The sequence below is a fragment of the Photobacterium sp. R1 genome, from assembly GCF_054600795.1.
This window is the reverse complement of record NZ_BAAHZP010000003.1, coordinates 435,634-456,005: the sequence shown is the minus strand read 5'-3', so window position 1 is coordinate 456,005 and position 20,372 is coordinate 435,634. Positions and strand designations below refer to the sequence as shown.

Below are 20,372 nucleotides of genomic sequence, written 5' to 3'. Positions count from 1 at the left end.
CTCACTTTTCACCGATACCACGATGCTCTTTGGGTGCCAGCGCAATTTTGCCAAAGCCTAATTTACGGAAGTGGCTGTCACGAAAATCCCGGACGGCTTTTTCACCGCTCGACACGGCTTCGACCTGCAGTTCCATCTTCAGATAGTCTGTTAAATCAATACCTTCCGCAGCAGCAACGGCTTCATGAATTGAACGAAACTGACTGTAGGAAAAACTGATGCTTTTTTTCTGGTTTTTATAGGTGTAAATCACTGTACGTGCCATAGCTGGACTCATGTGTTCTGTCTGAATCTGGGGGCGAAGTGTAGCGGATTTTATCCGGCAAGCCTAGTGGCAGCAGGCTTTGCCGGGACCTGCTTATCCACGGTTTTCCGATTCATTCACTTTATTTTCCCACAGTTATGCACAGAAACAGTGGATAACTTCTGAAGTTATCAATAAATACAATGATAAAGGAACAGCTTAATAGTCTGCCGGGGCCTGAGCACTGGCTTCCATCCATGCTCCGCCCGAGCCCGCTTTACGCAGGATGCGCTGATTACTGCTGCCTCGCCACTGTAACCCGGGCTGATGCAGCTGGCGTACGAAGGGACCATCCACCATCACATCAATCAAAGCCACAACCTGGCGTTGCGGCGCTGACAGTTGCTCCATGACATAACCCGTCCAGAGCCAGATATCTTTCCCTGGACACTCATTCCTGACCCGCCGGATTAACCGATTCACATCCGTCAGATTGGCCGGATGCAGCGGATCGCCGCCAGACAGGGATAACCCGCGGCGGACAATCCGTGTATCCAGCAGATCAGCAATCAGTCTGTCTTCCATGTCCTGAGTAAAGGGCATGCCGCTGTTGACCGGCCAGGTCGACTGATTATAACACCCCCGGCACTGATGCACACACCCCGATACAAACAGCGTGCAGCGGGTACCGGGACCATTCAGCACATCACAATTAAAATACTGATGAAAATTCATTCCAGCCTCTGCATCCGGATTACAGATGTTTCACCCGGCGACGCACTTCTTCCTGCTTACCGGCATTAAACGGACGCGCATCCGGACTCCCCAGATATCCGCAGACCCGACGAATCACAGAAACCCGCGACGGTTCATGATTTCCGCATCCGGGACAGACAAATCCCTTACTGGTGCAGTGAAATTCCCCCTGAAATCCGCAGTCATAGCATTCATCAATCGGTGTATTGGTGCCGTAGTAAGGTACCCGGCTGTAACTGTAATCCCAGACGTTCTCCAGTGCCTCCAGGTTATATTGCATGTTCGGGTACTCGCCGTAACAAATAAAACCACCGCTGGAGATCGCCGGATAAGCCATTTCAAAGTCAATCTTGTCGTAAGGATTGACCTGCTTTTCAACATCGAGATGAAAGCTGTTGGTGTAATAACCTTTGTCGGTCACACCGGCAACTTCACCAAATGTCTGCCGATCCAGTGCACTGAACCTGCTGCACAGATTTTCGCTCGGGGTCGCGTAAAGACTGAAACCATACCCGGTCTCCGCTTTCCAGCGATCCACCGCCTCACGCAGGTGACGGACAATCGACAATGCTTTTTGCTGTAATGCTTCTGAATCAAACACATGTCTGCTGCAACCGTACAATGCATTCAGGGTCTCATGCAGGCCAATGTAACCCAGCGAAATAGAAGCCCGGCCATGCCGGAAGATTTCTGACACCTCATCTTCCGGCCCGAGCCGAACACCACAAGCCCCTTCCATATAAAGAATGGGCGCCACTCTGGCTTTCACCCCATTGAGTGAGGCAATACGAAAGTCCAGGGCCTCTTTTGCCAGATTCAGTCGCTGTTCAAGCAGTTCATAGAACACCGCTTCCTGCCCTTTGGCCTCCAGGGCAATCCGGGGCAGGTTCAGACTGACAACCCCCAGATTACAGCGCCCCTCATGCTTCACGACACCGTCTTCCTCGTAGCGTGCGAGAAAACTTCTGCACCCCATCGGCGTTTTGAACGAGCCGGTCACAGCTTCAACCTGCTCCACATTGAGAATATCCGGGTACATCCGTTTTGCTGCACATGCCAGCGCCAGCTGTTTGATATCGTAATTTCCGTCTCCCGCTTTATGGTTGATACCGTCTTTAATCGCAAAAACCAGCTTTGGAAAGACCGCAGTTTTCCGGTTCTTCCCTAAGCCTGCCAGCCGGTTTTTCAGGATGGATTCCTGAATCAGTCTGGATTCCCAGGACGTCCCCAGTCCGAAGCCAAAGGTCACAAATGGGGTCTGTCCGTTCGCGGTATGCAGGGTATTCACTTCATATTCCAGCGACTGAAATGCATCAAAGCACTCTTTTTCGGTGCGCTGTCTGGCATAGGCGCGGGCATCAGGAATCTCCCACTGCCGGGCAACCTGCAGATGCTTCTGGTAGCTGCTGGTGACATAAGGTGCCAGCACCTCATCAATGCGATTGACCGTCGTACCGCCGTAAATATGACTGGCAACCTGAGCGATAATCTGCGCAGTAACTGCCGTTGCGGTAGAAATGGAACGGGGCGTATCAATATCGGCATTGCCCATCTTGAAGCCCTGCGTGAGCATGCCTTCGAGATCAATCAGCATACAGTTAAACATGGGAAAGAACGGCGCATAGTCGAGATCATGAAAATGCAGTTCCCCTTTTTCATGCGCTTCGGCCACGGCAGTAGGTAACAGAAACTGCTTTGCATAATGTTTGGCCACAATACCGGCCAGTAAATCACGCTGAGTCGGTATAACCCGGCCGTCTTTATTGGCATTTTCATTCAGCAGTTCAGTGTGGGTCTGCGCCATCAGCCCACGAATTTCTTCCAGCATACGACCCAAAGGTTGAACGCCATCCCTGTTATTAGTCACCACGCACCCCACAAACACTAAATATGCAATTTGTAATTATCGTAAACACAAGATGTAGTGTATTTAGCGATAATCGTCGCAAGCTTGCTTTGATCTGAATCAGGGTTGTACGAATGTCGGTTAGACTTAGAACACCGCGATGATTTTGCTTTTTCGTTGAAGGATTCAGACACATGGTGCACCTGAGACAGCCAATGTTCCTGCTCGTGTTCTGGCTGATCCTCTCCTGGAATGCCAGCTTCAGCGCCTTGGCATCAGAAGCGAAACCCCATGAATTTCATCACGTGAAGCCTCAGCAGGTACTCACTATCATGAGCTGGAATATGGAATGGTTCGGCGCACCGCAGCGACCACGCACTGCAGCCGATACCCGATATTATTCCGGTATCATCCGACAGATTGCGCCGGATATCATTGCATTCCAGGAAATAGACAACAGCTCTGCACTGCAGCAGATTCTGCCTGACCATCAATACCGGATCTTTATGTCTGACCGTCAAGGTCAATTGCGGGAAGGGTTTCAGGACGGCAACCAGTACACTGGATTTGCCGTAAAACGGACACTGAGGATCACTGACCCGAAAGATCTGGCGGACCTGAACATCCGGCATGCACCGGCTTCCGGTGAGAAACCCCGCCGTGGTCGTCTCCGCTACGGTGCCTATGTGATTGTTTATCCCGAATCTGGCCCGCCCCTTCACTTGCTGAGTGTCCACCTGAAGTCAGGGTGTTTCAGCCGTGCAGCCAGTCAACGCTCCGCGTCCTGTCGGGTGCTTGGTTATCAGGCAGAAGTATTAAGCGGCTGGATATCACAACGGCTGACGCGTAAGGAGTCTTTTCTAATCAGCGGCGATTTCAATCATCGCATGGCAGAGCCCGGCAGCTGGTTGTTTACATCACTGGCTGAACAGGGTGGTGACAAAGATTCTGTCCGTTTACTGACAAAAGACGTGAACGCCTCATGCTATGTTCGGCTGAGTCGGACAGGGAAAAAAACCGAATACCGGCACTACAAAAAGCTGATTGATCACTTTGTGGCATCAGCAGATATCGCGGGAGCCGCACAACGGGGACTGGTGTATCAATTCAGTTTCCCTCGGGAGGATGTTAGTCGCTATAACCTCTCAGATCACTGCCCGGTCGTGCTCAGGCTTCCGTTACCCTCAGCCCGCATGCAATAGACGAATGTGGGGAACAATCTGAATTATTTGTGGACAAAGATCAACGACAGGCGCATTAATATCCACAACCCGGGATTGTCATGTTAATGTCATGCCATGTGATTAGGGTAATACAAAGCCTTTAGAAGTAGTAAGGAACACAAATGGAGCATATCAGCCTGGCAACACTCGTTGTGCCAACCATGGATGAACTGATGGTTGACCAGCCAGAGTGTGTCTTCACCAACACAGATTCTGACGAGCACAACGAAATTATTCTGTTGTCTCTGTAATTTCGGGCTGGTTTACCAGAACCGCCACAAAAAAACACCCCGCATATGCGGGGTGTTTCGGTTGACCTCACGTTCATTCACGCAGGAATGGCGAATTATAATGCCGCACATCGGGCACAATGTTGTGCTTATTCAGCAGCCGGTACATCGTCGCTCTTGAAACCCCCAGATCTTTGGCTGCAGAAGCAACCTGACCCCGGTGTGTTTCCAGCACAGCCACCAGCACATCTTTCTCAGCTTCATCTTTAATGTTACGCAAGCTTTGCTTCAGATTCGCTTTGCTTGGCAAATCGAAGTGTTCAGCTCTGACTTCATTCCCCTCTGCCAGCAAAGCTGCACGCTTCACCTGATTGATCAGTTCACGCACATTACCGGGCCAGCTATAACGCAGCAGCAGCTGTTTGGAGTCTTCCGAAAACGATGACGCCATGGTGCTGTATTCTTTCGCGAACTGACGCAGGAACGTTTCTGCCAGTAAAAAGATATCTGAACCACGTTCGCGCAGTGTGGGGACTTTAATGTGGAACACATTCAGACGGTAGTATAACTCTTTGCTGAAGTCCCCTTTCGCGACAAGCGCTTCCAGATCAGCACTGGTAGACGCAATAATGCGGACATCACAGGCGGAATCACCATCCAGGGAGTCACTGCCGGGTGACTGAATGAAAGACAGAAGCAGGTCCTGAAAGTCTCTGGCCAGCTCTTCCACATTATCCAGCATGATGGTGCCGTTAAAGCTGGTTCCCTCTTCATCAGGCTTTGACACGTGCTTCAGAAAGTTCAGCTTTTCATCGTCTTTACAAAGTGCACCACAGTTGATGGTGACGAAAGGCGCATGTTTCCGTTTAGACAGGCTGTGAATTGATTTCGCAATCAGTTCTTTCCCTGTGCCATTTTCACCGGTCAGGAAAACATTCACCTCAGTCAATGCCACCCGACGGACCATATCACGCAATTGTTTAATGGATTTCGATTCACCAAACAGTCCCATTTCATGCTGTGACGTGATTTCCTGCCAGGAGGAAGATTCAATATCCAGCATGCCCAGTTGATGGCCGACTGTATCTAATAAGTGGCTTCCCGGAACCGGAACGGTAAAGTAATCGACGCAGAAATTATTAATAAACTGACATATTGCGTCGGTTTTTAATTGCTCTTTTTTGATCAGAGCAATCCATTTCACTTGTTTGGTTTTATTTGCCCTCAAAGAGATACTATTCAAGCTAAAATCATTATTGCTTAAATCGACAATACATATACATGGGCTGAACTCTTCCAGGATTGAATCAACCGTTCTTAGATCGTAACAGCACTGAGTCTTCCAACCTGACTGTTCCAAAAGCGCTATCCAAGGCTCATAGTTACATCCGATTGCCACCAGCCTTCCATTTAGAGCTTTATTTTGACATTGAGATACCATTAGAAGTCACCTTCATATCAATGCATATTATTATTTATGTTCATTGGAAAATATAGGCAAGAAAGCCCACCACCGGGTGGTATCAGAAGTAAGAATTGTCTTGAGAAGATTCTTCTGATAATAGAAGAAACTATGAATCAATCAGTTAAGAATGGGAAGAAAGTTCAATTTTTTTAAGATCGTATGCTCGTTCGGACTAAGTTGCATACAAAAAAGGTACAGCGAAATACTGTACCTTGCCACTTAAAAGCATAAAAAAGGAGTAGCGAACAATTAATACCCTGTATGTAAAAGTGAATTTTCTAGTCTGCTTTTCAGTACACTATTCTGCAAATAGCTATTAATATCGGCATTAATGTCTATGTTCCGTTCAATCCGGATATGGCTGCCTTCCACCGTATTCTGGACGACCTGCATAATACTGTTCGGGAGCAGCTCGGGTCGCTCAAAGGTGTTGCCGTTCCCCACCTGTTTCAGGTTAATCATGTCTCCGCTGGCATAGGCAGAGCCTGCTGTTGTCGTCAGTACCCCGTTGCTGATGGTGAAATTCGCGATGTGGGATCGCAGAATCTCTTCACCGTTCAGCGCGGTAATGATGCTGAGCCCGATACTGATCAGAGACCCTTCCGCCGAGAACCCGCCCCGAATCGCCGACATTTCTGATTGTGTCATGGCGATCAGACCTGAATCATCCAGCATCTTAAAGGGGGATGGTTTGGCGTATGCATCCGCGTACGTACTTGCGATCAGGGCAGCACCGCCAATGGCTGCTGCAACCGCATAATGAGATAGCTTATTCATACTAGCCTCTGCGTTTTAATAGTCGTTTGAACCCGGCAATGTGATACTGAACGTCGACAGGGAATCTCTCGTCACAGCATCAGACACTGGAGATGGGGTATAAACGCTGTAATTTTCCTGGGTAATAAAGCTTTCGCGCGCCTTATCTACCCGGTTTTTCACCAACAGAATAGAGCCGCGATAATAAGGTTTAAACTCACTCAGTTTCATCACCATGGTCCCCCGGGAAGGGTCACCAAGAATGATTTGATCACTGTTCATGCCTTTAATGACCACAAAGTGCATATAGCCATCAAAATTAACAATGGTGATGCCTGGTATGCCCAGTGACTTAAACTTTTCCAGTGGCAGACGATAACCATTCGCATCTAATCCCACTGAGCGCATATATTCCTTCATATCGAACATAGAAAATCCCTGCTTTTCTATTTTGTCCTTGTCACCTTTTTCAAACATGGATTTAAAGACTTTGTTTTCCGTGGTCTCAATCCCGTAGTGATATCTCATTAATGACGCGACGGCAGCTGAACCACAACTAAAGTCGTACTGCTGACGCATCACATCACCGAAAAGTTGTTCCTGATAACTTTTTACCTTTACGTTATAAGCGCCCCGACTGGGGAAATAATCCAGCGCATTTGCCGTAGCACTTATCGCGAATCCAAACAATGCAAAGGCAACGAATTTCTTTTTCATGACCACACCCTTTTCATTTCATCTGACAGGGCAACCAGTAAGAATACCGTCAGGTTATGTATCATTTTTATCTATCTGATTTTTCAAATCTGTTCATTGAAATCATATAGATAAAAAGGATAAAGGGCCGCCTTTCGACGGCCCCGGTTGATTAATAACCGCCAGCAGAGGCAGATAAAGTTGCATTTGTACTGGTTGATTGCTGAACCATGGAGTTGTTACCAGCATTCTGAGCCGCTACGTTGATACCAGAAGCATCAACAAACGAGTCAGTCATGGTGTTAAAGTGTTCCACACTCACATCACCAGACTTACCGTCACAGCAGGCACCGCCATAGGTAACTTCATTTCGGATCACTTCACCATCCAGTTCAGATTTTGCCAGAACCTTGTTGATCTCAACATCCAGTTTGAATGTCTTCTCATATGTAGAGTTCTTAATTGCTTTCATTCGCCATGAGTTATCACTGTTATCTTTAATGCGAACTGATTTATCGTTACCGATATCTTTCATATAAAGAGTGTCATTATCTTCATTGAATGAATAATCAATCTCTTTATTTTTATCCACATCAACGGTTAATGTTTTATGTACTGTATCATTAAAACTTCCGTCAATGAGATCAGCATCTGGTGCATGATTATTACCGCTCGCTAAAGCAAGAGGTGATGCAACAAGTGCTGCCAATAACAATACGTTTGATTTACGCATGGTATTACTCCAATTATGTTTCCCTTAGTGCATGAGATTCATATAAAATCTCATGCGGGGTTCAATGTTATAAACTGTTGAAGCAATGATGTTAGCCCTGCGAAACTAAATATCAATTACTAGTAATTTAACATTCAGTTTATTTCCGGTTATCTTATTCCGGATTAGATACACTAACAGTGTTACTTCAATGTCAGGTTAATTACGGTCGAGTTCTGAATTAACACATTAGGAGCGCTATTCTGGACAACGCTTATCACACCACTGGCTCCGTCAAAGGATCCGCCATCTATGATGTTATTCCCCGTTGTATTTCCATACGCGCCGTTACCTATGACATCACCGTACATATCCGAATCGGCTTGCATATAGTCAATGTTGAGCTCGTACTGCCCGCCCCGAGCCTCAACCATTGAACTGTCACTCAACGTTTCGGAACTTGTTAGAATATCCAACTCATCAGCAGCGGCACCGAATGATAGAAGTACAGCTACAGTCAGTGTTAAATATTTCATGACGTCCTCCTGAGAGCTGTCTCAGACATCCCCCAGCTAATGTGTTATTGACCCAGAAGCACTGCGTTGGTACTTGCACTTTGTTGAATCAGCGAGTTGTTACCTGCGTTCTGACCAGCAAGGTTAATACCAGAAGCATTCGTAAAGGAGCCAGACATCTCGTTCACATGAGTGACTGTCAGTGAACCAACTTCACCGTAACCACCACCATGGCTGCCACCACGTGAATAGCTGTCACCGTAGCCACCGTGACCACCACGGTCATTACAGCAAGCGCCACCGTAACTTACGTCGTTTTTAATGACTTCACCATCCAGGTCAGACTTCGCCATGTAGAAGTTTTTGTCGATGTCAATTTTCCAGGTTTCACTATGATTGTAATTGCTTTCATAGTAGAACTTTTTGCTGTTGTCGCTATTATCTGTATATTTGAAGGACTTATCATTATTAATGTCCTTCATTTTCAGATAATCATTGTCTTCATTAAAGCTGTCAGTAATTGTTTTATCACTGTCATAAGTAATTGTGGCTTCTTTTGTGATGTCATCATTGTATGAGTCAACAATGGTGGCATCATTATCGTCGTAGTCGCCATAGTGACCACCATAAGATGGTGATTGAGGCTGCTGAGGATAGCCACTTGCCAGCGCAAGTGGTGAAGCTACCAGTACTGCCACTAACAGTGCGAGATTAGATTTACGCATGATAAGACTCCAAATATGTTGAGTTTTTTATTTTTTACACTCCCGCGTTGCCACGAGAGATAACTTAATACTAGTTTTTGCCACTTTTTGATTTGTATTATTTTTAATAAAAGCCTTTCCATAAAAATCAAAATCACACTTTAGTCAAATTAATTACTATCATTTTATTTATAAGAACAGAGTCAATGTCCTCATTAATAATATTTGTATTAATATTAAAACCTATTTATTGCTTATCAGAAATAAGACAAAAATAACCTTATATCACTCTCTTTTTATATGATGCTTGACTATTCTTATGACAAGCCAGTGCAACTGACTTTCATATTATTAGGGGTTACCTTTGCTTACTAAGTGAGGATATCGTGAGAAAGTTCAATACATACAGCCTGTTAGCGCTGACAGCGATTTTTTCAACCATGGTTGCTGCAGAGGAAACTGCAGAAAAATCTACAACAACCCATCAAAAATCTCGTCAAGTCCAGACAGTCACCGATATTCTGGAAAAGCCCGGTGTACTGACCCCGAAAGGTTCTTTCGTTCTGGATACCTCATTAACTTACACCCAGAACTCATCCAATACGGTCTCCGTTGTTGGTTATACCGTTCTGCCATCTCTGATCGTCGGTCTGATCCGCGCCAGTGATATTGACCGTACGACCATGACATTTGGCCTGACAGGCCGGTACGGGATCACCAACCGGTTAGAAGTCGAAGCCCGGATCCCCTGGGTGTACCGGAACGACTCAATTTCAGAGCGTGACATCAATGGCCCCTCAAACAGCCCGACCACCAAAACCCTGGAAGGGAATGACCTGGGTGATATAGAAGCGGCCTTTAAATACCAGTTCAACATGCTGGAAGCGCCTTACTGGATCGGGAGCCTGCGCTTCAAAAGTACCACAGGTTCGTCCCCTTATGATGTCCCGCTGGACGATACCAATGACTTCAAAGAACTGCCAACCGGTTCCGGTTTTCCAAGCATAGAGCCGGGCATCACCATGATTATGCCGCTGGACCCCGCCGTACTTTTCCTGAATGCCAGTTACATCTGGAATATTAAAGACGACGTCAGTGTGCAGATCCCGGCTACTGATCAGGCGCCGAGCACTCAGATCAATACCATTGATTTAGGAGATACCATCTCGCTGGGCGCGGGCATGGGCTTCGCCGTGAACCCGAAATTTTCATTCAGCATCGGCCTGAACCACAAAACAATCCTCAAATCGAAAGTAAATGGTGATTATCCGGACGATGCCAAACTGCTCCAGCTGGATACCATTTCCTTTGGTGCAAACTATGCCATCAACCGGGAAACAACGCTCAATGTAGGCGCTGCGGCGGGTTTAACCGCAGATGCGCCGGACTTCCAGCTGACCATCCGCGTACCTTACACGCTGAAATAACCGGATTATCCTCCCCAAAGATGCCGGCCCGAGCTGGCATCTCCCTTCCTTCCCATCCCGCTTTCCACTATGCTTAGGGGCAGTTGAAGCAAGTTATCCGCTTGCAAATCTATCTTCGAGTACAGGATCCGACGATGTCCACACCCCTATTATCCCAAGAACAAATTGACACCATTTTGCAGTACGATGCGGAAAAAAGGTTTCAATATTTGCTGAAAGAAGTCACAAGCCAGGGGCAAATCTGGATTCTGACTGACGAACATGGCTGCGTCATGCTCAACAGCGATGACGAAGATTGTGTGCCTGTATGGCCAAATCAGGAATTTGCACAAGCCTGGGCAACCGGCGACTGGAAAGACTGCAAACCAGAATCGATTTCTGTTAATAAATGGCACACCCGCTGGACTCCAGGGCTGGAAGACGACGAACTGGCCATTGTGATTTTCCCGAGCCTGGAAGAGGAAGGACTCATCCTGTACCCGGACGAGTTTGACGATGCACTGAAACAGCAAGCAAAAAAATCAGGCCGCCGCTAACTTCACCACAATTTCTCCACTTCTTCCCGGTGAAAACAGTGTAACCCGTTTTTTCCGGGAATCATCTTTAACCTATCAGGAGAACAGCATGGATACGCTGCTCAAAACAATCAGGGAAACACCGGAATCGGTTGTTTTTGAACACGTTCTGAACGTGATCAACGCCCATTACAATTATCAGCCGACAGCCTTCAGCAATGGGATAGGCAACGACACGCTTGCCAATAAAGCCGGCAGCAATGAAGGTTCTTGCCGGATTTTTGCCTTTGCAAAACTCCACCAGCTGACAGAACAGGAAACACTGGCTTGTTTTGGTCACCATTACTTTGATGCCGTCCTGAACAATCCGGACGGAACAGACCACATGAATATCCGGAATTTCATCAAATATGGCTGGCAGGGAATTCGTTTTGCCGGACAACCGCTGACATTAAAACAACCCGTGACTAATCCTTAACAGGCCGTTACGCACTGTTTTCTCCTCAATAAAAGGGGAGCTTCCGGCTCCCCTTTATTTTCTTGTCTTCATTCAGCACCAGCGTCTGACCCGCTGACAATAGTCCTTGTACTGCTGGCCAAAAGCATGCCTGAGAACTCTTTCCTCTGCTGCAATCTGAACATTATTCATATACAGCGCAAAAACTGGGATCATAATCACCGGGGATAACGCGGACAGATTTAAAAACACCGCCACCAGCAACAAGAGCAGCCCCAGATAAATTGGGTTTCGGGAAATCCGGTACACACCAGAAGTCACTAAACGGGTTGCTTTACTCGGATTGATCGCCGTTTTGGCGCGTGCGAACGCCATAATTCCTGCCAGACCAAACCCGACAGCCATTAAACTGAATGCCCATTCCAGCAATACCTTCCCGGGAAATGCAAAGCGCCAGATCGGTACATAGCGGGCCAGTAAATACATAGCCGCCAAGGTCAGCAAGAACACCAAAGGAGGAGAAACTCTGAATCTCATGTTGGATCCCTCAATCACAGTCAACAGCTTGATATTAAAAAGTATAAGCCTAATTTATGATCAATGGCGCTATGTTGTGAATGAAGTGTTAAACCCCTCCCGGTTTGCAGGACAGAATCAAGCAAAGTCATGTTGCAACCTGATAAAAAACCTTAGCTGCAGAGATTTTCGCTAACAGGATCGCTGGTCTTGCCCTACAATAGCGGCCAAAGTCTCTTATCAGGTTATGCCATGAAAATTTTTGCTGTTGAACTGAAAGGCAATGAAGCCTTCCTTTGCTTGCTTTCACTGAACCAAGGGATGTTTTCAATTCCTGATTGCCGGTCTCAAAAACTGGTGCTGAACAACGCATCTGACAATGAACAGATGCGCCATTTCCAGAAGACCTTCCAGAAACTGGTCGAAGATTATCAGGTTGAACAGGTTGTCATCAAAACCCGTGAAACCCGCGGAAAACAAGCTGGCAGTGCAGAAAGTTTCAAAATGGAAACTGCAATTCAGCTGATTGAGAACCTGGATGTTACTTTCATCAGTAACGCAGATATCAAACAGAAGCTGAAACATAACCCGCTTTCAATTGATTTCCGAGGCACAGGTCTGCGCCAGTTCCAGGAAAATGCATTTGTAGCAGGGTATGCTTTTCTGAGTCGGTAAACACGCAGCCCATGCGGCTCTGATGACCATCACAGCGGCCACAACGGTGTCCTGTGATGGTCATGACAAGTGCCGTGTGCACTTCTACCTCGGTTTCAATTCAAACGCTTCCCCCTTTCCTGAATCGACGCGCATCCCGAATGTTCAGTCCCATCAGGGTCAGGTTCACCGCACCAGCGGTCAACTCAATCGATTGAACCCAATAAAACGAACGATCAAACTGACCCAGTGCTGCTAAATGGCTTAAATAGAGTGCCGATGGCAGCAATACAATGATTCCATTCGCAGCCACAATCGGCATCCGTTGTTTTTTCTGACCCAACGGCCCATGGCCAGATTGAACACCTGGTGCTAATTTTGTGCCATTCGAACCTGCCACGGCCATCAGCAACAACAGGATCCAAACGGCATCCCCGATCAGCTGTTTCACGACAACAACCGTCTGCTGCCCGGCAAACAATTCGCTCATTAAGGAGGCGCTGAAAAAGATGGCGATCAGCACAAAAGCCGTGATAGCGGCAATTCGGTGTACGCTTCCTAAATTTTTCATCATTTTCTCCTGGATTTACCAAAAGGACCGGTAACTGCGGTGACAACGACGGCACGTCGCTTCAGCCTGTTCGATGCCCTGTTCAGCAAGTCGGACATTCTGTTGTTTTACCGCCTGATGCAACAGAGAAAACCCTTGCCCCATCTCGTCCAAAAGCGCCTGAAAAGGCTCAGGATTCTTCCAGATCTGATGGCTTGCGCTGCTTCCTGCGTCACTGCCCGGCGGAAAACTCTGTTTCAGCTCCCGCCCGGCCAGCAATAACTTCAGGGCGATTGGATCAAGCGCACCCCATGGTGTCTCTGCACCATCAAGCAAATCCTCGGCTTCCTCTAATTCGGTCTCAATGAGTTGAAAAGTATTTTGCCGGTGTTCAATCACAGTCTTATCGGCAGCGACGAGCGCAAAACCCGACGTCAATAAAACAATGAAGCAAAGGATGCGTTGCATGTTATCAATCTCCAGCGAGTTAAGTTCGAATAACAATAGTTGCTCACGCAACAATTGTCGAGTAAATTATCTACCCAACGAATCACGCTTCTGGAACAGACAGAAGAATCTCATTCACAACTCAGCAGGGAAGAAATTATGCAGGCAACGAATACAATCCAGGTTTGGGATCTGGCGATCCGCGTCTATCACTGGTTACAGGCTTTACTCTTTGTTGCATTGTTAGCCACCGGCTATACAGAAACGGGCCCCCATATTCCTCTGGGACTCATGTTATTTACTTTGCTCGTCTGGCGACTGGGATGGGGATTCTTCGGGAGTGAAACAGCACGATTTGCAAATTTCAGCAGCTCTCCTTCCGAGGCGTGGCGTTATCTTCAGGGGATGGACAATGCCGGTGCCGGGCACAACCCGGCAGGGGCCTGGATGGTGTTTTCACTGATTACCCTGCTTCTGATCCAGTGCATCTCCGGCCTGGCTTTGGGAGGATTCCTTGACCGTTTGCCTTTTGCGCAGCTTTGGCTGACTGATTTGGTCGCGGATGTTTTGACCTCATTTCACATGCTTCTTGCGAAGGGCTTACCTTGGATCGTCAGCATTCATGTCGGCGCTGCGATCCTGTATCAATTCCGGGGACACGGATTGATCACGGCCATGATCACTGGCAGACAAAAAATGCCCCTGATTTTGCCTGAGCCAAGCTTTGTCTCCCCGAAACGCGCCTTATTCGTGCTTCTTGGTGCCGTATTCGTTACCATGGCGATGGTTGTACTTTCAATGGAATAAACAATGAGTGAGAAGTTTGACAGGCTAAGCAGTTTCGGTTGGATGGTCAATGTCGTTGCCAGTAAAGCAGAAAAGTTGTTCGACACTGAACTGAAGAAGCACGGCCTGTCTATTGCGCTCTGGCCGACTCTGATGTGTCTCTGGGAAGAAGAAGGCGTCAGTCAGCGTGAGATTGCGGCGAAGGCGAAAGTTGAAAATTCGACCACAACACGCACACTCGACAAGCTGGAAAAACTGGGGCTGGTTGAACGCCATCCGGATCCACAAAGCCGACGGACTTTTCGAATCTATTTGACCCCGAAAGGACGTGATCTGGAGGAAGTACTGACCCCCATCCCTCTCTCCATCAACCAACAACTATTAAGGGCGCTGAATGCCGAAGAGCAGCAGCAGATGCTGGCCCTCTTGCAAAAAATCGTGTCTGATGTTTAAAGTGCAGGATTGACCTGCACTCAGATTGGATTAAATCCCGAGATATCAGGATCATAATTCTCCCTGATATCCTTTGAGCGGACGGATCACAGACTCCAGCCCTTCAATTTTCATTTCCAGGGCCAATGCCAATAACCGGCCAAGTTCACCCTCCGGAAACCCTTGTTTCGCAAACCACAGCAAATAAGGTTCAGGCAAATCAATCAGGATCCGGCCACTGTATTTGCCAAATGGCATCTTCATATTGGCCAGCTTGACCAAATCACGTTTATCAAACATTGACTTCAGCAGATTGTTTTTTCAGAAGATAGTTTATTAGAAATTATGCCGCTCATCAGGCTTGCGCCTTCCAGCTGACAGTGACCAGTTCTTTTTCATCGCAGGTCAGTGCACCACGGAAGACCTGTCCGGCAACCACCTCACCAACACCTTTAGGTGTCCCGGTCATCACCAGATCACCATCCTCCAGCGGGATGACGTTCTGCACTTCCGCCAGAATCACCTCCGGTGAATACAGCATGAGTGTTGTATCCCCCTGCTGCGTCAGGACATCGTTAATGTAGAGGGTTAAACCAAGCGGCGCATCAGAATCGGGCAGCTCAACAAAAGGACTGAACAGCGCTGCACCTTCAAACACTTTACTGCGTTCCCAGGGTAAGCCCTTCGTTTTCAGCCGGGTTTGCAGATCACGCTTGGTTAAATCCAGTCCGATCGCCGCCGCTGTAAATCGTCCATTCTGATAGTGGTACACAATTTCGGCTTCATAGTGCAGGACTTCACCTTGGTGTGTCGCATGCAGTGACGTCCCCATTGCAGTATTCGGCTTGAGGAAAATGACCATATCGTCCGGGACTTCATTCCCCAGCTCTTCGATGTGGGCGACATAATTCCGGCCAATACAGATAATTTTCCCCGGTTGCACCGACTGATTCAGAACCGTTACGCTTTTCATGGCTGCTCCCTGCCTTGATGAATGACAAGGCAGAGAATAAAGAGCGTCACCAGACAAGTCAAAAGATTCAGGACGTTATGACGACGCAGGGACAAAAGCCAGACTCACGAAGACCGGCACGCTCGGCAAAATACCATTCAGCTTTGCGACTTCCTGCAGTGCCATAATACCTTTGTCCATCCCGAAGGCTTTGGCATCAATCACCACAGGACTCTGGGTGGTAATCATCAGTGTATCGTCCACCAGACGGGTAATCCGTAAATCCGCATTAACCGGATTAATCGCACCATGCAGATTCAGTTTGAAAGAAACCTGCTGTGTTAACGTCTCGCCGGCTTTGAGATCTTCCAGACCAGAAACATCAACTTCACCTTCCAGCATTGCTTTAGGAAAATCCGCGACATTAAACAGCATGGTCTTCATGCGCTCATCCCGAATGGGGATCTGAGTATCGACACTGGATAAGTCCAGAATCAGTTGCACCGTTCCCTTGTCCGTGATCGTGCCTTCAAGCTGCTTAAATGTATGCTGCTCGACCACACTATTATTCTTTACCGATAAAAAACGTAACTGTGACTGATTATTGTCGAGCTTCCAGCTGGCAGAAACACAGAGCGGAAAAACCGACAGGGCAACAAGAACCAGATTACGGACAGACATTGTCATAACTTTCTCCAACATTGAGATATATTGGATTAATAGTAGGCACTTCCTGCCATATCCGTGTGTAAAATCTTTCATCGCCGAACAATTTTCGTGCGGCTTCACGTCATCACACAGCGTCTTCAGCCAAGTCTCTGCAAATGATTATGCGCTGATACGGACCTGAAGCAGCTCATCACGGATGGTCCTGAGTAAAAACAGCTCACGTTCGACGGACAGGCCTTTTTTGTCACTCTTCGCCAGGGTTTCTTCATTATGAGCGATGGCCTGATGAATATTGATCCATACCGGCTTCATACCATTTCGGATCTCATAATCTTCGAGTTGTGTTTCGCCCAGCTCTCGATCGATCTGGCAGGTAAAACAAAATGACTTCATATGCATGATATCGAAGTCCGGTTTGTACCACGGGCGAAATTCCTCGTAGATACCAAACGGCGTGATATCACGGATATTCCGGGCACCCGTTTCCTCTTTCAGTTCCCGGATCAGACCGTCCTCGACGTTCTCTCCCTCATCAATCCCCCCACCCGGTAAGGTGTAGTCATGGTAACGGGCGGTATAGAGCATCAGTATCTTTTCGCCATCCAGAATAATGGCTCTGGCGGCCTGACGATAAAACATTGTCCCTTGCTTATCGGCTACATCCGGGTGCGTTGCTGTCTGAAGAAGCCGCATCACTTTTTCCTTCGTATATAAAAACGGGTCGGCATTGTAACCGACCCGTTGTTGATTTCCAGTTTGCTTCAACTTACCAATTGAAGATTGAGCGAATAATGGTAGAGACTTTATTCTCACAGCCGTGCGTTGACCGCCCGTCTTTGTCCCAGACCGGCAGCTCAACCTGTCCGATACAGGCCTGAGTGAATCCGCCCTGCTGATTGACCTGATAAGCCACCTCAGTAATCTCTTTCGGTTCCCGTAAAGACAGCGGCTCCGGATCGCGGCGCTGAATATAGTCCGCATACAAACGCAGTGGTCCGGAAGAGCCGGTCAGCTTCACGTTTTTGTTGTCATCGCGTCCCATCCATACAGTAACAACTTCACGGCCATCAACACCCACATACCAGGTATCACGTCCTTCATCCGAGGTACCGGTTTTTCCCGCCAGTTTCAGCGACGGCAAAATAGAATCCAGATAGCGTGCTGTCCCTTCAGTCACTACTTTCTGCATCGCGTACATGGTCAGCCAGGCCGATTGTTTCGAGACCACCTGCTGCGCAGACGGTAAATGCTGGTAAATCATCTTGCCGTCACGATCAGTCACCGCACTCAGTGCCGTCAGTTCGCTGCGGCGACCTTCGTTCGCAATCGTCTGGTACATTTGCGTCACTTCATACGGCGACAGCGTAAATGCTCCCAGCAAGATTGCCGGTACATGCGGGATCTGCTCCGGATCAACACCCAGGGACTCCAGGGTATCAATTACGTTATCCAGTCCGACAGACATGCCCAGATTCACGGTCGGAATATTATATGAACGCGCCAGCGCCTGTACCAGAGGCACCTCGCCCCGGTACTGACGATCGTAGTTCCGTGGGGACCAGGTCTGGCCCTTCTCATCTGTCAGTGTCAGCGGTTTATCATCCAGATTACTGCCCAGGCTGAAGCGCTCAGGACGCGCCAGTGCAGACAGATAAACACCCGGCTTCACCACAGAACCAATCTGACGACGGGCGTCCAGAGCCCGGTTGAAACCGTCAAATTCAGGACGGCTGCCGCCAACCATGGCCCGGATTTCACCGGTCTGACGATCAGCAACCACCATCGCCGTTTCCAGCTGCTTACCGTATTGCTTCTTCATTGCTGCCATTTTCGTCCGGACAACATTTTCAGCACTGGCCTGTGAAATCGGATCCAGCGTGGTGTACAGACGCAGCCCCAATCCCGGCTGATAGCCCTGGCTGACCCGCTGGCCTAACTCCTGTTTCAGCAGGCTGAAGAACGAAGGCTGACGTCCGGCAACATGACCTTTCGGCTGCAGATCCAGATCCTGTTTGATGGCTTTCTGATACGTCTTGTCATCAATCTTGTCCGCATCATGCATCAGGCTGAGCACTAAATCGCGACGTTCTTTTGCGCGCTCCGGATAGCGCCATGGGTTGTAGTAAGACGGTCCTTTCACCATACCGACCAGCAACGCCTGCTGATCCACCCGCAGCTCAGACAGCGGCAAACCGAAATAGAACCGGGAACCCAGTGCGAAACCATGAACCGCATCCGCGCCGCTTTGCGCCAGATAAACCTGATTCAGGTAGGCATCCAGAATTTCATCTTTGTTGTAGCGATAATCAATGATCATCGCCATATAGGCTTCTTTCAGCTTGCGCCAGAGACTGCGTTCGCTGGAAAGAAACAGGTTTTTCGCAAGCTGCTGTGTCAGCGTACTGCCACCCTGAACGGTACGGCCAGCTTTCAGGTTCGCCAGAAACGCACGGCCAATGGCCACCACAGACACCCCATCGTGGGTGTAAAAATCACGGTCCTCGGTCACGATCAACGCATCGATCATCGTCGATGGCATCTCAGCTTTTGGCTTGTAAAGACGCAGTTCGTTGGAATCTGTTTCCAGCATCCCGAGCATCTGCGGTTCCACGCTGAAAATACCGAATTCACGGTTGGTATTGGCATCCACAACCCGCTTCACCGAGCCGTAGTTGAATTCAACAATGACATGACGGGTCGGCTGCGGGCCGGTCCGCGACTGGAACGGGCGGCGGATGAATTCCACTCTCAGACGACTGGTACTGTACTCGCCCACGCGGGTCGGCTTGCTGACTTTACGGTAGTTCAGCGCTTTCAGCTCTTTCACCAGATCTTCATAGCGAACCTGAGCGCCCGGCTCAAGCACCAGTTCACGGGCATAAACAACAGACGGCAGCTGCCAGAGCTGGCCGGAAAACTTATCCGCAATCTGTTGATTCAGTGTCCAGCCCAGACCACCCATGGCAATCACAATGCCGATTAAGATCAGGGCAACCAGCTTTTTCCACGGACTGCGGCGTGGCGGCTCGCCACCATCAGACTTTTTACCCGATAAATAGCGGGCTGAAGTATGGGCAGATTGTTGTGCAGACTCTGTCATTCTCATTTCTTCACTTGCGGCCGGATGTATGCTTACCCGGCATAAAATGTGGGATTTCAGGCATGCACGATAGCTAAATTTTGCTCATTTCTTGTCAATCCTGTGTCAACTCATTGACGCTCAATTCGGCAGCAGACTCTGCTCAAAACCAAAAAACTGGCCTTTCAACAAGGCATCGCGCACAATACGGCCCTTTCAAAATTGCAGGCCAATCGGGAGTTGAAAAGCAATGCAACGGGATTACACACTGAACTGTCTGCTGACCATGCCACGTCATGAACTGGAAGAATTCAGCCAGCGCATCCTCAGCCGGATGGTACCTGAAGACGTCATGGAAGAGCTGTTTACCTTTGAGCCGGAAGAAACACAAACCGCAGACCGGCTTCGTTCAGCTCAGTTTGACGCGATGCTGCGCATGTCAGCGATTGCTCTGGGAGAAGTATCTGCTGCGTTTGCCGACTCAGCACAGGCAACCCAAAACACGGAGCGCATGACCCGGCTGTTACTCTGGCATTTTTACGCGATTGCCTTCCAGCTTGAAGCCGCCGTAACGCTGGAACAACACTGTGAAGCGGTTGAAAACATACTGCCCAATGCCCCGAAGGACACTTTCGGCTGGATTAAAACTCTGACGGATCTGCTACATCACTACGCCAGCCTGAACGACAATCAGCAGGACTCCGCCGGTTCATCGCTTTAAATCCGATTTTTCTGAATCCA

25 protein-coding genes and 1 pseudogene are annotated in these 20,372 nt (G+C 48.4%); 9 read left to right on the top strand and 17 right to left on the bottom strand.

All coding sequences use genetic code 11. The features are described from left to right. Nucleotide 1: 1 nt before the first annotated feature. The 3 genes and pseudogenes from ACYP03_RS07900 to nrdD form a co-directional block, all read right to left on the bottom strand. Complete coding sequence (locus tag ACYP03_RS07900) at nt 2-265, bottom strand: DUF2960 domain-containing protein (RefSeq protein ID WP_459779165.1); 264 nt, start codon at nt 263-265, stop codon at nt 2-4. Between the two features lie 198 nt (nt 266-463). Beyond that, nucleotides 464-979, bottom strand: a complete 516-nt coding sequence (nrdG, locus tag ACYP03_RS07895) for an anaerobic ribonucleoside-triphosphate reductase-activating protein (RefSeq protein ID WP_459779164.1) — start codon at nt 977-979, stop codon at nt 464-466. A gap of 19 nt (nt 980-998) precedes the next feature. After that, nucleotides 999-2,828: pseudogene (nrdD, locus tag ACYP03_RS07890) on the bottom strand (anaerobic ribonucleoside-triphosphate reductase); the annotation flags it as partial. 212 nt (nt 2,829-3,040) lie between these two features. Here nrdD and ACYP03_RS07885 point away from each other — a divergent pair. Then, nucleotides 3,041-4,048 carry an endonuclease/exonuclease/phosphatase family protein gene (locus ACYP03_RS07885; RefSeq protein ID WP_459779163.1) on the top strand — a complete coding sequence of 336 codons (1,008 nt, stop codon included), beginning with the start codon at nt 3,041-3,043 and terminating at the stop codon, nt 4,046-4,048. A gap of 143 nt (nt 4,049-4,191) precedes the next feature. Beyond that, nucleotides 4,192-4,320: a hypothetical protein gene (locus ACYP03_RS07880; RefSeq protein WP_256549385.1), complete on the top strand. Its 129-nt coding sequence runs from the start codon at nt 4,192-4,194 to the stop codon at nt 4,318-4,320. Nucleotides 4,321-4,393: 73 nt separating this feature from the next. On the opposite strand, the gene ACYP03_RS07875 is transcribed toward ACYP03_RS07880, so the two are convergent. From ACYP03_RS07875 to ACYP03_RS07850, 6 genes are all read right to left on the bottom strand, one after another. Next, nucleotides 4,394-5,740, bottom strand: coding sequence for a VpsR-related response regulator (locus ACYP03_RS07875; RefSeq protein WP_248141999.1), 1,347 nt, complete (start codon nt 5,738-5,740; stop codon nt 4,394-4,396). Between the two features lie 273 nt (nt 5,741-6,013). Beyond that, nucleotides 6,014-6,541 carry a hypothetical protein gene (locus ACYP03_RS07870; RefSeq protein WP_248141998.1) on the bottom strand — a complete coding sequence of 176 codons (528 nt, stop codon included), beginning with the start codon at nt 6,539-6,541 and terminating at the stop codon, nt 6,014-6,016. A 15-nt stretch (nt 6,542-6,556) separates the two neighbouring features. Beyond that, nucleotides 6,557-7,237: a C39 family peptidase gene (locus ACYP03_RS07865; protein ID WP_248141997.1), complete on the bottom strand. Its 681-nt coding sequence runs from the start codon at nt 7,235-7,237 to the stop codon at nt 6,557-6,559. 151 nt (nt 7,238-7,388) lie between these two features. After that, nucleotides 7,389-7,949, bottom strand: a complete 561-nt coding sequence (locus ACYP03_RS07860) for a hypothetical protein (protein ID WP_248141996.1) — start codon at nt 7,947-7,949, stop codon at nt 7,389-7,391. A gap of 182 nt (nt 7,950-8,131) precedes the next feature. Then, nucleotides 8,132-8,464 (bottom strand): carbon storage regulator, encoded by a 333-nt coding sequence (locus ACYP03_RS07855; RefSeq protein ID WP_248141995.1) that lies wholly within the window; start codon nt 8,462-8,464, stop codon nt 8,132-8,134. A gap of 44 nt (nt 8,465-8,508) precedes the next feature. Then, nucleotides 8,509-9,168 (bottom strand): hypothetical protein, encoded by a 660-nt coding sequence (locus ACYP03_RS07850; RefSeq protein WP_248141994.1) that lies wholly within the window; start codon nt 9,166-9,168, stop codon nt 8,509-8,511. Nucleotides 9,169-9,533: 365 nt separating this feature from the next. Between ACYP03_RS07850 and ACYP03_RS07845 the strand changes: the two genes are divergently transcribed. The 3 genes from ACYP03_RS07845 (at nt 9,534) to ACYP03_RS07835 (ending at nt 11,567) form a co-directional block, all read left to right on the top strand. Next, on the top strand, nt 9,534-10,574 hold the full coding sequence (locus ACYP03_RS07845) for a transporter (RefSeq protein ID WP_248141993.1): 1,041 nt from the start codon (nt 9,534-9,536) through the stop codon (nt 10,572-10,574). Nucleotides 10,575-10,708: 134 nt separating this feature from the next. Then, nucleotides 10,709-11,110: a DUF2750 domain-containing protein gene (locus tag ACYP03_RS07840; RefSeq protein WP_459779162.1), complete on the top strand. Its 402-nt coding sequence runs from the start codon at nt 10,709-10,711 to the stop codon at nt 11,108-11,110. 88 nt (nt 11,111-11,198) lie between these two features. Beyond that, nucleotides 11,199-11,567 (top strand): HopJ type III effector protein, encoded by a 369-nt coding sequence (locus ACYP03_RS07835; RefSeq protein ID WP_459779160.1) that lies wholly within the window; start codon nt 11,199-11,201, stop codon nt 11,565-11,567. Nucleotides 11,568-11,639: 72 nt separating this feature from the next. Here ACYP03_RS07835 and ACYP03_RS07830 read toward each other — a convergent pair whose 3' ends face one another. Further along, entirely contained in the window at nt 11,640-12,083 is a 444-nt protein-coding gene (locus ACYP03_RS07830) for a methyltransferase family protein (protein ID WP_248141990.1), read from the bottom strand. 231 nt (nt 12,084-12,314) lie between these two features. Between ACYP03_RS07830 and ACYP03_RS07825 the strand changes: the two genes are divergently transcribed. Then, a complete protein-coding gene (locus tag ACYP03_RS07825) occupies nt 12,315-12,737 on the top strand; it encodes a DUF3010 family protein (RefSeq protein WP_459779157.1) in 423 nt (140 codons plus the stop codon). 100 nt (nt 12,738-12,837) lie between these two features. On the opposite strand, the gene ACYP03_RS07820 is transcribed toward ACYP03_RS07825, so the two are convergent. Together ACYP03_RS07820 and ACYP03_RS07815 are read right to left on the bottom strand one after the other, a co-directional pair. Beyond that, nucleotides 12,838-13,287 (bottom strand): hypothetical protein, encoded by a 450-nt coding sequence (locus tag ACYP03_RS07820; RefSeq protein WP_459779155.1) that lies wholly within the window; start codon nt 13,285-13,287, stop codon nt 12,838-12,840. 15 nt (nt 13,288-13,302) lie between these two features. Beyond that, a complete protein-coding gene (locus tag ACYP03_RS07815) occupies nt 13,303-13,734 on the bottom strand; it encodes a cytochrome c (RefSeq protein ID WP_459779153.1) in 432 nt (143 codons plus the stop codon). 138 nt (nt 13,735-13,872) lie between these two features. On the opposite strand from ACYP03_RS07815, the gene ACYP03_RS07810 reads away from it, so the two are divergent. Both ACYP03_RS07810 and ACYP03_RS07805 read left to right on the top strand, forming a co-directional pair. Continuing rightward, nucleotides 13,873-14,520 (top strand): cytochrome b/b6 domain-containing protein, encoded by a 648-nt coding sequence (locus ACYP03_RS07810; RefSeq protein WP_459779151.1) that lies wholly within the window; start codon nt 13,873-13,875, stop codon nt 14,518-14,520. A 3-nt stretch (nt 14,521-14,523) separates the two neighbouring features. After that, nucleotides 14,524-14,952 carry a MarR family winged helix-turn-helix transcriptional regulator gene (locus tag ACYP03_RS07805; RefSeq protein WP_459779149.1) on the top strand — a complete coding sequence of 143 codons (429 nt, stop codon included), beginning with the start codon at nt 14,524-14,526 and terminating at the stop codon, nt 14,950-14,952. A 51-nt stretch (nt 14,953-15,003) separates the two neighbouring features. Here ACYP03_RS07805 and ACYP03_RS07800 read toward each other — a convergent pair whose 3' ends face one another. From ACYP03_RS07800 to mrcB, 5 genes are all read right to left on the bottom strand, one after another. Further along, nucleotides 15,004-15,231: a DUF3820 family protein gene (locus ACYP03_RS07800; protein WP_248141985.1), complete on the bottom strand. Its 228-nt coding sequence runs from the start codon at nt 15,229-15,231 to the stop codon at nt 15,004-15,006. A 55-nt stretch (nt 15,232-15,286) separates the two neighbouring features. Next, entirely contained in the window at nt 15,287-15,904 is a 618-nt protein-coding gene (locus ACYP03_RS07795; RefSeq protein WP_459779147.1) for a fumarylacetoacetate hydrolase family protein, read from the bottom strand. Nucleotides 15,905-15,979: 75 nt separating this feature from the next. Continuing rightward, nucleotides 15,980-16,570 (bottom strand): YceI family protein, encoded by a 591-nt coding sequence (locus tag ACYP03_RS07790; protein ID WP_330960282.1) that lies wholly within the window; start codon nt 16,568-16,570, stop codon nt 15,980-15,982. 141 nt (nt 16,571-16,711) lie between these two features. Then, complete coding sequence (locus tag ACYP03_RS07785; protein ID WP_248141982.1) at nt 16,712-17,245, bottom strand: NUDIX hydrolase; 534 nt, start codon at nt 17,243-17,245, stop codon at nt 16,712-16,714. A gap of 73 nt (nt 17,246-17,318) precedes the next feature. Continuing rightward, nucleotides 17,319-19,652: a penicillin-binding protein 1B gene (gene mrcB / locus ACYP03_RS07780; protein ID WP_459779146.1), complete on the bottom strand. Its 2,334-nt coding sequence runs from the start codon at nt 19,650-19,652 to the stop codon at nt 17,319-17,321. 229 nt (nt 19,653-19,881) lie between these two features. Here mrcB and ACYP03_RS07775 point away from each other — a divergent pair, with 229 nt between their 5' ends. After that, on the top strand, nt 19,882-20,352 hold the full coding sequence (locus ACYP03_RS07775) for an exoribonuclease R (protein WP_459779144.1): 471 nt from the start codon (nt 19,882-19,884) through the stop codon (nt 20,350-20,352). Nucleotides 20,353-20,372: the final 20 nt, after the last annotated feature.